Source organism: Oribacterium sp., assembly GCF_057249185.1.
The window spans coordinates 1-14,194 of the sequence record NZ_DBHIGR010000042.1; the positions used below are offsets into that span (position 1 = coordinate 1).

The 14,194-nt window shown below is 43.5% G+C and carries 13 protein-coding genes and 1 pseudogene; 1 reads left to right on the forward strand and 13 read right to left on the reverse strand.

From position 1 onward, the window contains the following. Positions 1–68: 68 nt before the first annotated feature. The 10 genes from ahpC to holA all read right to left on the reverse strand — a co-directional run bounded on the left by ahpC (position 69) and on the right by holA (position 9,964). Positions 69–632, reverse strand: a complete 564-nt coding sequence (gene ahpC / locus ACO4PX_RS03880) for an alkyl hydroperoxide reductase subunit C (RefSeq protein WP_314635100.1) — start codon at positions 630–632, stop codon at positions 69–71. Positions 633–775: 143 nt separating this feature from the next. Further along, positions 776–1,387 (reverse strand): 5'-deoxynucleotidase, encoded by a 612-nt coding sequence (gene yfbR / locus ACO4PX_RS03885; protein ID WP_485571577.1) that lies wholly within the window; start codon positions 1,385–1,387, stop codon positions 776–778. A 75-nt stretch (positions 1,388–1,462) separates the two neighbouring features. Next, positions 1,463–2,209 (reverse strand): double zinc ribbon domain-containing protein, encoded by a 747-nt coding sequence (locus ACO4PX_RS03890; protein WP_485571579.1) that lies wholly within the window; start codon positions 2,207–2,209, stop codon positions 1,463–1,465. Beyond that, positions 2,199–2,513, reverse strand: a complete 315-nt coding sequence (locus ACO4PX_RS03895; RefSeq protein WP_472690077.1) for a hypothetical protein — start codon at positions 2,511–2,513, stop codon at positions 2,199–2,201. The genes ACO4PX_RS03890 and ACO4PX_RS03895 overlap by 11 nt, the downstream gene beginning before the upstream one ends. 184 nt (positions 2,514–2,697) lie before the next feature. After that, a complete protein-coding gene (locus tag ACO4PX_RS03900) occupies positions 2,698–3,405 on the reverse strand; it encodes a Bax inhibitor-1 family protein (protein WP_485571581.1) in 708 nt (235 codons plus the stop codon). 70 nt (positions 3,406–3,475) lie between these two features. Further along, on the reverse strand, positions 3,476–5,026 hold the full coding sequence (locus ACO4PX_RS03905) for a sensor histidine kinase (RefSeq protein WP_485571583.1): 1,551 nt from the start codon (positions 5,024–5,026) through the stop codon (positions 3,476–3,478). A gap of 9 nt (positions 5,027–5,035) precedes the next feature. Further along, a complete protein-coding gene (locus ACO4PX_RS03910) occupies positions 5,036–5,710 on the reverse strand; it encodes a response regulator transcription factor (RefSeq protein ID WP_314635113.1) in 675 nt (224 codons plus the stop codon). 11 nt (positions 5,711–5,721) lie between these two features. Beyond that, positions 5,722–7,539 carry an ATP-dependent helicase gene (locus tag ACO4PX_RS03915; RefSeq protein WP_485571585.1) on the reverse strand — a complete coding sequence of 606 codons (1,818 nt, stop codon included), beginning with the start codon at positions 7,537–7,539 and terminating at the stop codon, positions 5,722–5,724. 720 nt (positions 7,540–8,259) lie between these two features. Beyond that, positions 8,260–8,745, reverse strand: coding sequence for a 3D domain-containing protein (locus tag ACO4PX_RS03920; protein WP_455032104.1), 486 nt, complete (start codon positions 8,743–8,745; stop codon positions 8,260–8,262). Between the two features lie 190 nt (positions 8,746–8,935). Further along, positions 8,936–9,964: a DNA polymerase III subunit delta gene (gene holA, locus ACO4PX_RS03925; RefSeq protein WP_485571586.1), complete on the reverse strand. Its 1,029-nt coding sequence runs from the start codon at positions 9,962–9,964 to the stop codon at positions 8,936–8,938. Between the two features lie 65 nt (positions 9,965–10,029). Between holA and hemW the strand changes: the two genes are divergently transcribed. Next, on the forward strand, positions 10,030–11,337 hold the full coding sequence (gene hemW / locus ACO4PX_RS03930) for a radical SAM family heme chaperone HemW (protein ID WP_485571588.1): 1,308 nt from the start codon (positions 10,030–10,032) through the stop codon (positions 11,335–11,337). A 51-nt stretch (positions 11,338–11,388) separates the two neighbouring features. On the opposite strand, the gene ACO4PX_RS03935 is transcribed toward hemW, so the two are convergent. The 3 genes and pseudogenes from ACO4PX_RS03935 to ACO4PX_RS03945 form a co-directional block, all read right to left on the reverse strand. Next, positions 11,389–12,651 carry a diguanylate cyclase gene (locus ACO4PX_RS03935; protein ID WP_485571589.1) on the reverse strand — a complete coding sequence of 421 codons (1,263 nt, stop codon included), beginning with the start codon at positions 12,649–12,651 and terminating at the stop codon, positions 11,389–11,391. Between the two features lie 109 nt (positions 12,652–12,760). Continuing rightward, positions 12,761–13,825 carry a branched-chain amino acid aminotransferase gene (locus tag ACO4PX_RS03940; protein WP_314834051.1) on the reverse strand — a complete coding sequence of 355 codons (1,065 nt, stop codon included), beginning with the start codon at positions 13,823–13,825 and terminating at the stop codon, positions 12,761–12,763. A gap of 36 nt (positions 13,826–13,861) precedes the next feature. Continuing rightward, positions 13,862–14,194: pseudogene (locus ACO4PX_RS03945) on the reverse strand (elongation factor 4); the annotation flags it as partial.

Here is a 14,194-nt window from a genome sequence, read left to right on the forward strand (position 1 = left end):
AAAAAATCCCATTCGCAGAATTCTAACACAGAATTGCGAATGGGAAAATCTCTTGATTCAATTCTTTATTAAATCTTTCCAACTAAGTCAATTCCGGGCTTTAAGGTCTTCTCTCCCGGTGTCCATCTTGCAGGGCAAACTTCATTGCCATGCTCAGCAACGAACTGGCAGGCCTGAACCTTACGAAGAAGCTCATCCGCATTTCTTCCGATATTTCCGGCACATACTTCATAGGTCACAATCTTTCCTTCCGGATTCACAATGAAGCTTCCTCTTTCCGCAAGGCTTCCATTCTCCGGGAACACCTCAAAGGCCTTGGAAAGGCTGTGACTTGCATCGGAAAGCATGGGATAGGTCAGCTTTCCAATCTTGGAAGATGCATCGTGCCAAGCCTTGTGAACAAAATGGGTATCGGTAGATACTGCATAGATTTCGCAACCAATCTTCTGGAATTCCGCATAGGAGTTCTGCAAATCTTCCAACTCTGTCGGACAAACAAAGCTAAAATCCGCAGGATAGAAAAAGAATACGGACCACTTTCCTAAAATATCCTTCTTCTCCACAGTGCAGAAGCTATCCTTGTGGTAAGCATTTACGGAAAAATCTTCCACTTCCTTGTTTAATAATGACATAGTACCTCCTTTGTTTATAAGCCGTTACCGCTTTTTCGGCAACAGAAGTTTTAAAGTGATAATTATTATCATTATTCTATAGGAGTGTTCTATAATTGTCAATGAAAAAATCAACTTGACCTTTTATTTTTGCTGTCGCTCTTTTATTTTTGGAGAATGGATTCTGTAAGTTCATCCAATGTCTTTCCGTAGGCCGGTAAAAACTCCTCCATAAAAATACGAAGCTCCGGAAGCTCCGTAGCCAGCTTCTCTATAGCCCTTTCCGTTGATTGCAGAGCAGTGGAAAATTCCTGATTGCCGGCTCTGATTTCCTCACGGCACTTAATCAAGGCGGAAAGCTTATCTGCCGCCTTTAAAAGCCTGTTTTCGTAGGCTGTTGTTTCTCCCTCCTTGGGAAAAAACATTTCCTGATAGACTTTTTGAAAATCCTCCGGCAAGGCCAGAAGCAATCGTTCCTCCGCCTCCTTTTCCACCTCTTTATAGGCGGCACGAAGAGCTTCTTTTCCATATTTTACGGGGGTGGGCATATCTCCGGTGAGGATTTCAGAAGCATCATGATACAAAGCTCTCAAGGCTAATTTTTCCGGAGAAAGCTTCTTTCCAAGACGAAGATTTCCTATACTTGCCAAGGCGTGGCTTAAAATCGCCACCTCCAGGCAATGCTCGGAAAGATTCTCTTCCCTGGCATTTCGCATCAAAGCCCAGCGGTCAATATATTTCATCCGGGAAAGCAGGGCAAAAAAGGAATAGATCAAGTTGTTCTCCTTTCATAGTTCCTTCAAGTATTCAAAAGCTTTTCTTCCTTTCTATCCACCTTCATTTTCCGAAAATCAATAAAAGGGCAAAAAGCAGAGTAATAATAAAGCAAAATGTAAAACCAGGAAGAAGGAAAATTGATTCTTCTCATTTTCCTTCAAAAGGAAGTAAATGGTCGCCGGGGGACATAGATAAAATAAACTCCTGTAGCCTTCTCCCAGTGCCTTCCCCTTCACCTCTTTCCACCGATTGGCAATGCTTCCTTCCAAAAAATACGCCAAGACCATAGAAGAAAGGCAGTAGACAAACAGAATGGTAATCTGCCAGGGCAAAAATCCGGTGGAAGAAAAGAGAAGGCGAAAGATTACCGCCGCAAGGGGCGGACAAATACTTAACATCAGACATAAAAATTCCTGATCCGGAGCACTTGGCTTTTCCTCCCTTCCTTTTTTGGAAAAAAGAAGAATTTCTCTTTTTTCAGAAGGATTCTGCTTGTGCTGCAAAGACTCTTCCGTCCCTGTCTTACTGTCCCGCTGTCCTTTTTGCTTTGAGGAAAGCTTTCCCTTCTCTGTATAACAATCTTTCGAAGAACTTTGCTGTCCATCCCTAAGGGCATTCTTCAAATCCTCTTCCGCCCAAAGCTTTAAAAGCTCCTCCGGAATCTTCCTGCCACAGCCTTTGCAGGTCTTGTCCCCCTTCTTTAACTCCGTATAGCAATATCCGCAGACCTTTCTCGGCGTAATACGAATGACGGGAGTCTTACAATAGGGGCATACGGTAGCCGAGTCTTCGATTTCCTTTTGACAATGCTTACACTTCATGAAACACTTCCTCTTCATAGGCATAGGGAAGAATTCTCTTCTTCCATTCCGCTTCTTCCAGTTCCTCAATTCTTCTTTGGAGGGAAAAATAACGTTCCTGTCGACCTTCTTCCTCCCACCAAATCCGAAAGATTTCCGCATCTGATTCCTGGTGCTTTAATAGCATCTGCTGCATCAAAACGCTAAGTTCCCTTTGCAGCTCTTCTATTTGCAGACTCTCTATCTGCGTGTCCTCTCCTCGGAGATTTTCTTCTTGTGAGTCTTCTCTTCCCAGGCCTTCACTTTGCAACACATCTTCTTTCATTCGATTCTCTTTTCGTTTACTGTGCTTATTTTCTTAAAAACACAATACTTTCTTTGCGAGAAAAAAGGAAGACCAACATCCCTGTCTTCCTTTTCCCTCTTAAATTCTTTTCATCATTCAACATCAATTCTATCCGCATAGCAAGCTATAGTACCGCTTGCTTTCACTCTTTCACTTCGCAAAATTATCTTCTTCTACCCATTAAACGAAGGATACGGATAAAGAGGTTAATGATATCCATATACAGCCGTAATGCGGTATAGCAAGCATAACTTGGAGTATAAGGATACTGCTGTCCTCTTGCCCAGTCGTAGCCTACATATAAGGAGAAAATAAAAATACCAATCAGTAAAAGGAAATTCGGTATAAAAAGACCTAAGGCAACACAAGTAAGTTCAGCGATTACCAAGCCAATCAGGGAAATAAAGAGCACTTTTCTCAAGGAAAGGAAGGCATTCGGCATAAACACTGCCGCAACCGTCATGGTTAATACCACTACAAAGGTTAAAACCGCCGCAATAAAGATCAGGTGAGCGGGATAAATCATTAAGGTCAAGGAGAGAAGCGCTCCAAAGCCTAAAACATTCATAGTGTAACCGATGATGGAAAGGAGGTAATTTTCCTTTGCAGCAATCCAGCTCCCCACCAAACAGGTGACAAAAAATCCTATTGTAAATATTACAGGGTGCACAGAATAAACCTGTGGCAAAACATAGGGCAACTTCATACACAAAAATGAGGTAAGTGCTAAGCCGAAGAGCAAATGTACACCAATCAGCACATTGTACTGTCTTCCGGAAAGCTCACGCTGATATACAGGAAGCTCTTCCTGCTGCTGCCAGTTCTGCATATTGTCATTTTCATAATTGTTCATGTTGTTCATATTCTCCATGAAGTCCTCCTTTCAGAATCAGATACAGTATAGCATAGAAATACTATTTTGCATCAAAATTTCAAGTAAATTAAGTTTTTGCCGTCTCTCCCTTTTCCAAAGTAAACCAAAAGTCCACTCCGGTTAAAGTATTTTTACAACCGCATTCCTGATGATGGCTGTCCATAATGGCCTTTACAATACTAAGCCCCAGTCCGGAGCCGCCATAGGAACGGGAATGGGCCTTATCCACCTTGTAAAATTTCTCAAAGACTCTGGGCAAGTCCTCCTCCGGAATAGGATTTCCCGTATTTCTCACATGGATTTCCACCTGCTTTTGTCCCCGGTTTTCCGTATAAATGCTGATTTGCTTCGGCTCTCCCACATGGTGAATAGCGTTTTGCAGATAATTCATCAAGACTTCTTCCACCTTGAATTCATCTCCCCAAAGGAAAAGCCCATCCGAAATATCCACCTCCACGGAAATCCCTTCCTGCTTCAAAAGAATCTCCATGGTGCTGAGTACCCCCTTGGTAAGCTTGGCCATATCCAGAAGACTGAAATCCGGTAAATCCTTTCCCTGCTCCATGGCGGAAAGACTCATCAATTCCTTTACCATGTGGTTCATTCGCTTCGCCTCATCCACAATCACGGAGGAATAATAGGCTCTGCTTTCCTCATCTTCACAAAGTCCCTCTCCCAGTCCCTCCGCATAGCCCATAATCAGGGCAATAGGGGTCTTTAGCTCATGGGAAACATTGGCCACAAATTCCTGTCGTTTCTGATCAATCAGATTTTTGTTTTCTATATCGCTTTGCAGTTCATTGTTGGCTTTTTTTAAATCTCCTATGGTATCCTCCAGCCTTTGAGAAAGGCTGTTCATGGACTCTCCCAAAACCTCGATTTCCTCCAGATTGCTCCCCTGAAAACGGGCGGTGAAATCCAGTTGGCTCATCTTTTGGGAAAGTTTTGCCAGCTCCTTTAAAGGTCTTGTCACTCTTCGTCCGGTAAAATACACCGCCAAGGTACCGAAGAACAGAATACTGCCTCCTAAAAATAAGAGAAGATAATTAAAGAAGGATACCGCTTCCCTTAAGCTGGCCAGGGGCATGGACATCATAAAGGAGGTACTGTTGTTGGAAAAATATCCCCAGGCCTCAAGATACCCTGTCTCCTTGTTTTCCCCCTTGGTTTTCACAATGGAAAAATTATCCCCCTTATTCAAAATCTTTTGGGTATCTCCATCCGCCTTCCCAAAAATATAAGAATAAAGCCTGCGAATCAAAGACTGGGGATTGGCAGAGGAGGTATACACCCCGTCGCTACTGTCATCCATCACGATAATGGAGATATTTTCCTTCTCCGTTAAAAAGCGAACATATTTACTGGCGGCAGTTTCCTTCCCTTCCTGACTTTCCGCTTCCGTAGGAAAGTCCTTGGAAAAGCCCTCTCCCTGCTGCAATATCCGATCCAGCTCCATATAAGCCTTCTCCAGCACATGCACCTTTCGTTTTTCATAAAGGCTTTCCAGAAAAAAGCTGTTTCCCACCAGAAGAAGAATCAAAAGCATGGAAAACACAAAGGCAAAAAGCAGGGTAAAGCGCCTTTGCAAACTGTTTCGTTTTCGACATTTTTCAGCCAAGATACCCTCCTATTCCACCTCGAACTTATAGCCCATGCCCCAAACCGTCTTGATATACTCTCCCTTGTCCATTAACTTGGCACGAAGCTTTTTCACATGGGTATCGATGGTTCTGGCATCTCCAAAATAATCATAGTTCCAAACGTTGTTGAGAATTTTTTCTCTGGACAAGGCAATTCCCTTATTTTCCACAAAATACTGTAAAAGCTCATATTCCTTAAAGCTAAGCTCTATAGGCTTTCCGTCCACCGTAACACTGTGGGCCGCCTCATCAATCACGATGCCTCCCACCTCCAAAAGCTCTTCCTTCTGCACCCCAGAACGGCGAAGCAAAGCCTCCACTCTTGCCACCAGAATCTTCGGAGAGAAGGGCTTGGAAATGTATTCATCTGCCCCGTAGTCAAAGCCCTTTAACTCATCATTTTCCTCGGAACGGGCGGTAAGCATAATTACCGGAACCTTGGAATGCTCTCGAATGGTCTTCAAGGCGGTCCAGCCGTCCATCTTGGGCATCATCACATCCAAAATAATCAGGGCAATGCTTTTCTCCTTGAAAAATAAATCAATGGCTTCCTCTCCGTTTCCGGCCAAAAGCACTTCGTAGTCCTTCATTTTCAGAAAGTCACTCAGCAATTTCTGCATTCTTTCTTCATCATCCACCACTAAAATCTTAATCTTTTCCATTTCGCCCCTTCCTACCCTCCTAAAAGCTCCGGAATAAAGCGGGAGGGTTTTACTTTTTTACTGTATCGTTCTTTTGTGACATAGATGTGAATTTTCTTTCTGGCTCTGGTCAATGCCACATAAAAGCTTCTTCTTTCTTCTTCCAGTTCTTCTTGGGTTTTGGCTCTTCCGTCCGGAATAATTCCCTCAATGCAGTCCGGCAAAAAGACCTCATCAAACTCCAGTCCCTTTGCCCCGTGGTAGGTCATAATCCGAACCCCTTCCCCGCTTTCTTCCTTCTGCCTTTGCAGGCAGTCCGCATTGAATTTCTCCACAAAACGGAAAAAGGCTTCCACCCCCTCCGTCTGTTCGGCCATAGCTGTAAGCTCCTCTAAGAGACTTTGTAATTCCTCAAAGTCCCGGTTTTTCTTCTTGGCGAAGCTTTCCAAATACTGCTCATAGCCCATATCCTTTCGGATATAAAGGATTCTTTCCTGTACCGGCAGCTCCTGCATTTTCTGAAGCTGTTTTTCTAAAAGAATCAAAGCCCTTTCCTCTTTTCTTCCTCTATAGGCTTTTTTCAAATCCGAAAAGGGGCTGTCCTCCCTTTGAATTTTCTCTCGAAGCAGTCCTCGATAAGGCTTATTCAGGATTTGTAAAAGCTCTCCCCTGCTTTCTTTATTTATAGTCAAACGAAGGTAGGCCAGAATATCCTTTCCCACAAAGTGCTGAAAGACATTTTGCACATCTTCCGTAAGACTGTAGGGAATGCCTCGCTCCATAAAAAGAGGCAGTAAGGCGGGGATTTGCTTTCTGCTTCTGCAAAGAATCGCCATCTCTTCCAAGGGACAGCCCTCTTCCTTCGCTTCTTCGATATGCTGTACCAAAAGTTTTGCTTCTTCCTTTCCGGTGGCTAAGGCGTAATATTTAGCCTTCCCCCCGCTTCCCTGCCTGCCCTGAAGCTTCTTTTGAAAACGCTCCTTATTCTTTCCGATGAGCCTCTTGCTTAGCTCCACGATTTCCCTATAGGAACGGAAGTTATCGCTTAAAAAAATCCTTTCGCAGTTCGGGTAATCCTTGGTAAAGGAGAGAAGAATGCCGGGACTTGCCCCTCTGAAGCCGTAAATGCTTTGATCCTCATCTCCCACCACAAAGAGGGCATTGGGAGATTTTGCCAAGGCCTTGATAATCTCATACTGCACCAGAGAAAGGTCTTGAAATTCATCCACAAGGATGTGGGAAAAACGGCTTTGCCAGGCCTTTGCCAAGTCTCCCTGTTCCATCAGGATGCGGAGCACCTCTAAAAGCAGGTCCTCAAAATCCAGCTTTCCCCTCTTCTTCCTACTCTCTTCATAAAAATGATAAAGGGCAAGAAAATCCTCCTGTTTCTCCTTTTGCAGGTAGGCAATTCTCTCTCTTTCTCCTATGGATTTAAAGTAGGAAATCTGAGCAATCAAGCCGGGAAGCAGCTCCTGCACCTCCTCCCGAAGAATTCCCTTTTCCAGATAGTATTGAGAAAGCCAATCCATTTTCTCATAAAGGTTCACAAGATCTTCTTTTTTGTAACCCAAATCTTCTCGAAGTAAGGAAAAGCAAAGGGCATGAATGGTGGAAAATCTCGGTCTTCCCGCCCTGATGCCCATTTTCCGAAAAAAGCGTTCCTCCATCTCCTTACTGGAAGCTCTGGTAAAGGAAAGAAGCAGGATTTTTTCCGCCGGAACTCCCCTTTCCAAAAGAGTGCAAAGCCGCTCCGTAAGCACGGTGGTTTTCCCGGAACCCGGTCCCGCCACCACCAGGGCTTTCTCCGCCCCTGTCTCTATCGCCTGTCTTTGCTCCCGGGTAAATTCCATGAATTACTTCCTGCTCCTTTCCCAATGTTTATTCTTCTTTTTATCAATCATCTTTTAATATAAAAGAATTATAGGCGATTGGGAGAGGGGCTTCAATCTATTCTTATTCTACTTCTGATTTTACCTCCTTAAGGATTCACTATATCTTTGATTGGATTTTATAATGCGTAATATTTTGAATTATTTCTTAATATAAGACAATATTTTCAGTGCCTTTAATTGCAATATTTTGAATCATCTTGCACTAATATACGGATGATTTGTTGTTAGCTTGTACTAATTGATTTTTGCTACTGCTATTGTTACCATAATTGTAAATGTGATTGTTAAATTTGAAAGGGTTTAAAATGAACAGCAAAAACTATCCTTCGTATCTAAGACATACTTGGAGATATTTCATTATGCTTATTGTTTTAATCTTCCAAGCCTTCGTTCCGGATTTAAATACTTTTCCAAAAGAAAACATCCTTTTTCCTATATTTTTTTATAAGTTGCTAAATGCATTTTCATTCCCCCTGATACTTATCTTGTCAGGAACTATTGTTTGCGATTATTATCATTCCTTAACACTTGAAAAAAATCAGGACTAATTTTTTATGAAATCACAAACATTAGAGGAAAAAGCGTAAAAAAGACCGATAAATCTGGCTAACGCCAGTTTATCGGTCTTTTTTTACGCATTTTTTTTGGGGGATATAGGACAAAAATAAATTCAAAATCTTAATTCTTGGGAACCGCCACGAATACTTCCTCGTAAACTCTTCCCTTCTGGGTAAGGGCTCTGGCTTCCGCCATGGTGTCAAAGTAAATATCCACCATCTTTCCCTTTACACCGGAACCAATGTCTTCCACGGTATATACGGTATCACCGATAAAAATCTTGGTTCCCAGTGGCAGTACCGTTAAGTCTGCCGCAATGGTATGCTTCGCTTGGGTCTTTGCTCCGGAATAGGTCATTCCGTCTCCGCTGTATCCTACCAGCTGGAACTTTCCAAGGGATGCACCCTTTGTATAGTTTGCACTTTCTGCTGTTCCCTGACTGATTTCATTGGCAAGCCCTTCAGGGATATCGGTAAATTCAATAACATCTTCTTTGGCTACAGGGGGTGCTCCCACTTCTTCCGCCCTTCCCACAATGGAAAAGGAAGAAAGTAACATCAGGCTACTCAAGGAAAAAACGATTCCTTTTTTGATTTGTTTAAGCATAAAAATCCTCCTTGCTTTCTGCATTCTAGCACAGAGGAATTCTGTTTTTCTTTCATTTATCTTACAAAATCGCAAAAAAATCCGTTTTTTATGAAATTCTGGTGATTTTCTCTAAAAAATCCTGCTTCTTTCCCCATAGAAAAAGCACTAAAAAGAGTATTTCTTCCGGGGCAGAGCATGAAAAAAGCTCTTAAGGCAAAAGATTCTCCGCCTGATTCGCCAATAGAAGCTCTAAAGCCAAGCTGTCAGAGATTCTTCCCTTTCTGTTCTCTTCTTCTAAACGAAGTAAACTATGGAAGAGATTTTGCAAGCCGGACTGAGTATAGGTTCTGGCCTGGCCGATATACTTTCGAACTCTCCAGGAATCCATGGAAAGCCGAGTTTCCATTTCTCTCTCCCGAAGTCCCTCTGTCAAATATTCTCTGACTATAAGAAGCTTTTCTACATTTTTCCGAATCAGATTCTGAATTTTCGCCGGTTTTTCCTCTAAACGTAGAAGGTCTCCGTAATATTGAAAAACCTTTTCCTGATCTCCCCGGCCTAAGGCTTCAATCAAATCAAAAACTCTGTCTTCCGGCAGCTTCTCCACCACGGCCTCCACCGCCTCTTGGGTAATTTCTTCCCCATCTCCGATATAATCCACGCAGTTCTTACAGGCATTTACAATTCGATACAGACTACTGCCGCTTCTGGATAGGAGGAGTCCAAGGACATTTTCCCGAATCTTCTTTCCTTCCTTTTTCAACTGCTGCAGGGCAAAACGCTGGAGAAAAGCTTGATCCTGCTCCATACAGGCAAGACAGAGTCCTCTCTCCTTAACTACCTTATAGAGACTGCTTCGTTTGTCTACTTTTTCTTCAATAAACAACAGGACTGTTTCTTTGGGGCTGTTTTTCAAATACTGAATAAAATCTTCTGAAAGTTTTTTTCTGCCGCTACTTTTCCCCTGAAAAACCATAAGTCGGTATGGGGCGAAGAAGGGCAGGGTTTCCACCGCGGAAATCAGTTCATCCGTAGGGGGAAGTTCCTCCACCACCATAGAGTTGATACCTTCATTTTCCGAAAAAGCTTGGAAGAAGGCTTTCTTATAATAGGACAGCAAATAATCCTCCTCCCCATAGAGGAGATAAAGGGGCAGAAAATTCTTTTCTTTCAGCTGTTCCTGAATCTTCTTCTGTGCCTCCAGAAACTCTTCTCTTTCTCCTTTTTTATATCCCAAACTGTCCTCCTTGCCGAAAAAAATGCTCTGTGCTAAAGTGGAGAAAACATTGAAAGGAATCCTCCATGGAAAAGTACCGTACTCTACTGGAATCATTTGAAAAACGAGGGAAAAAACCTCTTGCATTATATCTACATATCCCTTTCTGTGCAAGAAAATGTGCCTACTGCGATTTTCTCTCCTTTCCTTCCAAGGAGGAGCAAAAAATCGCCTACATGGCAAAGCTTCGGGAGGAATTGGAATGGCGGAGCAAGGATTTTCAAAAGGGGCAGTATGAAGTCCTCTCCCTCTTTATCGGCGGAGGCACTCCCAGCGCCGTACCCTACGAAGAAATCGAAAAGACCATGGAAGTCATCCGAACTTGCTATCCGATCTATTCCGATTGGGAAGCCAGCATTGAGTGTAACCCGGAATCCGCAAGCAAAGAAGCCTTGGAGGCTTATCAGCGTTCCGGCATTAACCGTCTCTCCTTCGGCTTACAAAGTACCCAAGAGGAGGAGCTTCGTTTTCTGGGACGGGAGCATCAGTTTTCCACCTTCCTTACCGCCTATCAGGAAGCCAGAAAGCTGGGCTTTAAAAATATCAGCATTGATTTAATGAACGGGATTCCTTTGCAGACTCCCGAAAGCTATAAAAGGACCTTAAAGAACATCAGCCTCCTAAAGCCGGAGCACCTTTCCATTTACAACTTAATCATCGAAAAAGGAACCCGTTTTTATGCCTTAGCCAAAGAAGGAAAGCTGCCCATCCCCTCCGAAGAGGAGCTTTTGGAAATGGATGCCCTGACGAAGGAATGGACCGGTAAAATGGGGATGTCTCCCTACGAGGTCAGTAATTATGCCAAGGGGGGCTTTTTTTCCGTGCATAACTACGGCTACTGGTCCAATGTTCCCTACCTGGGCTTCGGTATTCACGCCTCTTCCTATTTTCAGCATAAGCGGTGGAAAAATAGCAATAAGCTGCCCCTATACCTTTCTTTACCCTTTTTCGAAAAAGGAGATTCTTCCGCTGTCGAGTCGAGGCAAAGGCCTGTTGAAAAAAGCCTTGACGAGACTTCTTCCTCTTCTACTTTTCCAAGTTCGCAAAAGCAAAAAAGCCGTCCCTCCATCGAGGAACAGCTTTGTGAAGACCTGCAAGTCTTAACGAAAGAAGAGGAAATGGAGGAGTTCTTCTACCTTGGCTTACGAAGAACCGCCGGCGTTTCCGAAATTGACTTTGTGAAACGCTTTTCCATCGATATGCATAAGATTTTCGGTGCTGTGCTGGAAAAGCAATGTAGGGAAGGCTACCTGCTACATGACAATGCCCACTATCGTTTTACCGAAGTGGGCATGAATCTTTCCAATGTTTTGCTGGCGGAATTTTTACTTTAAAAACTTTCCGGAGGCTGTCTGCAAAAATTGCAGAGCTTACGGAGATATTATTTAACGATCCCGGTAAATATCATTTTCCTCATCATACATCATGGCCTGATTTCTACCATGATACTTTGCGTCATAAAGCGCCCGATCTGCCCGCTTTACCACCTCTTCCGCGTCTTCATCATTTTCATGAAAGCCGGAATAACCGATGGAAACGGTCATATTCAGCTCTTCCTCTCCGTGCTTAATCGGATGGCTTGCCACTGCTTCACAGATTTTATTACAAACCTTTTCCGCATAAATATCGTTTAAATCATACAGAACGCAGAGGAACTCATCTCCTCCCCAGCGAATCACATCGTCGGAGGAACGTACCGTCTCCTGAATTACTTTCACCAAGTGCTGTAGACATTGGTCTCCAAAGCTATGGCCGTAGCGGTCATTGTAGCTCTTGAAATAATCCACATCCATCATCAAAATCTTGGCATTAACCCCTATGGTCTTATAACGGTTATAGCTATGCTCCAGAATACGCTTTCCGGCCTTTCTGCTTTTGGCTCCGGTAAGCTCATCCATGGCATTTTCCTCTGAAAGCTCCTGAATTCTGGAAACATACTTCCGTCTGGAACGGTAAAACAGCACCAGATTCAAAGACACAATCACAAAGGTGAAAATACCGCCTAAAAAGAACAGAATTCGATAGTTAATCTTTTGTATCGTTTTGTCCATATAATGGACATCCTGCTTAATATCCTCCACATCCAAATCCATGGAAATAATCCAGTCATAGGGCTTATAAAGCTTAGAGTAGATGATTTTTTCATCCACCTCTTCTCCCGCCTCATTACGGAAAACTATCTTGGTAAAAACCTGTCCATCCCGTAGAATTCCATCTAATTCTTCCTTATTATGAAAAATTCCGGAAAGCTTCTCGTTGGTGGAAAGGTATTTCCCCTCCATGCTCTTGTCTCTGGGGTGCATCAGGGTTACTGCATAATTGTCCCCCCCTTCATAGTTCAAGACCTTTTTCACCCAGATATAACTGTTTTCCCCATAATAATGCTGGTCAATACTTTGTCGGAAAAGTTTTTCCGCCTGTTCTTTAGGTAAACTATCATGCAAGTCATCCAAATCCTGCACCAAGTTATCTACCGTTTGCTGAATGTAGGCCTTTTTCTGATTCAAGGTAATTCCCACCATGGACCTCCGGTAAGAGGTCCGGATATAGACCAAAAGCAAAAACAAAAACAGAATAGCCTGAATGGAAGCTATCACAATTATAAACGCAACTGAGCCTATTCCCTTTTCTTCTTCTTTTTTATTCATCTTCTTCCTTTAGTTTTTCTCTGTAGAAAGGGCAGAATAAGCTCCTGTACTTTCCCTGATTTTTCGGACAATGTCCTTTCCCCGGCACTTCCCTGTGCAGGGCTTTTACTTACTGAATATGGCGAATCCAACCCTCCGGGGCTTCCATTTCTCCATCCTGTATCGCAATAAGGGTTCTATATAACTCGTCCATAATCTTTCCGGGCTTCTCCATACCGCTGGGGAAGCAAATTTCTTCCTCATGATTCTGAATTTTACCCACCGGAGAAATCACTGCTGCGGTACCGCAAAGTCCGCACTCCTTAAAGCTTTTCAGTTCCTCCAAACGGACAGCTCTCTCCTCCACCGGAATGTGAAGAATATGCTCTGCCACGTAGATTAAAGATTTTCTGGTAATGGAAGGTAGAATAGAATCGGACTTCGGTACCACCAAGCGATCCTTTTCATCTACGAAAAGCACATTGGCACCACCGGTTTCTTCCACAAACTCCCGCTTTCCCGCATCCAGATAAAGATTTTCCGTAAATCCCTTTTCCACCGCAATTTCATGGGAATGTAAACTCATAGCATAGTTTAATCCTGCCTTAATTGCTCCGGTTCCATGGGGAGCCGCCCGGTCAAAATCGGAAATCATCAGGGCGATGGGTACCGCTCCTCCCTTAAAATAAGGGCCAACCGGGGTGGTAAAAATACGGAAAGTATATTCATCCGCAGGCTTTACCCCAATGACGATGCCGGAGGCAAATTCATAGGGACGGATATACAGAGTCGCTCCGGATCCAAAGGGAGGAACCCAGTCCGCATTGGCTTTTACGGTTTCATCCAAAGCCTCTAAGAAACGATCCTTCGGAAAGCCCGGCATTTCCAGAAATTCAGCGGAATGAAACATTCTTTCTGCATTCATATCCGGACGGAAGCAGACGATGGAGCCATCCTTCCAGCGATAGGCCTTTAAGCCTTCAAACACCTGCTGGCAGTACTGCAGAATTCCAGCGGACTCATTGAGCACCACGTTACTGTCTTCGCTAAGGCAGCCTGCATCCCAAGCCCCCTCCTTCCAATAGGAAATGTAACGCTTATCGGTTTTATGATATGCGAATCCAATGTTTGCGTAATCCAAGTTCTTTGCCATCTTCTTACTCCTCCTATTATTCTCGTCTACTTTTCTTACTATTATTAATATTGTTTCAAAATGAATGGAAAAATCGGTCTAATCTTCATCCAGCTTTAGCACGGACATGAAGGCGCTTTGGGGAATTTCCACGTTACCGAACTGTCGCATACGCTTCTTTCCTTCCTTCTGCTTCTCCAAAAGCTTCTTCTTTCGGGAAATATCTCCGCCGTAGCACTTGGCCAGAACGTCCTTACGAAGGGCTTTCACGGTTTCTCTTGCCACCACATGCCCTCCGATTGCCGCCTGAATGGGAATTTCAAAAAGCTGTCTGGGAATTTCATTCTTCAGCTTTTCACACATTTTCTTTCCTCTCTCGTAGGCAGAGCCTGCATGGACAATGAAGGAAAGGGCATCAATCTGCTGCTTGTT

Bases quoted from the DNA above. Each gene is read 5' to 3' on its own strand.
- ACO4PX_RS03910 (WP_314635113.1), bottom strand. From the start codon at position 5,710: ATGGAAAAGATTAAGATTTTAGTGGTGGATGATGAAGAAAGAATGCAG.
- ahpC (WP_314635100.1), bottom strand. From the start codon at position 632: ATGTCATTATTAAACAAGGAAGTGGAAGATTTTTCCGTAAATGCTTAC.
- ACO4PX_RS03895 (WP_472690077.1), bottom strand. From the start codon at position 2,513: ATGAAAGAAGATGTGTTGCAAAGTGAAGGCCTGGGAAGAGAAGACTCA.
- ACO4PX_RS03920 (WP_455032104.1), bottom strand. From the start codon at position 8,745: ATGCTTAAACAAATCAAAAAAGGAATCGTTTTTTCCTTGAGTAGCCTG.
- ACO4PX_RS03900 (WP_485571581.1), bottom strand. From the start codon at position 3,405: ATGGAGAATATGAACAACATGAACAATTATGAAAATGACAATATGCAG.
- ACO4PX_RS03915 (WP_485571585.1), bottom strand. From the start codon at position 7,539: ATGGAATTTACCCGGGAGCAAAGACAGGCGATAGAGACAGGGGCGGAG.
- ACO4PX_RS03935 (WP_485571589.1), bottom strand. From the start codon at position 12,651: ATGAATAAAAAAGAAGAAGAAAAGGGAATAGGCTCAGTTGCGTTTATA.
- hemW (WP_485571588.1), top strand. From the start codon at position 10,030: ATGGAAAAGTACCGTACTCTACTGGAATCATTTGAAAAACGAGGGAAA.
- ACO4PX_RS03890 (WP_485571579.1), bottom strand. From the start codon at position 2,209: ATGAAGTGTAAGCATTGTCAAAAGGAAATCGAAGACTCGGCTACCGTA.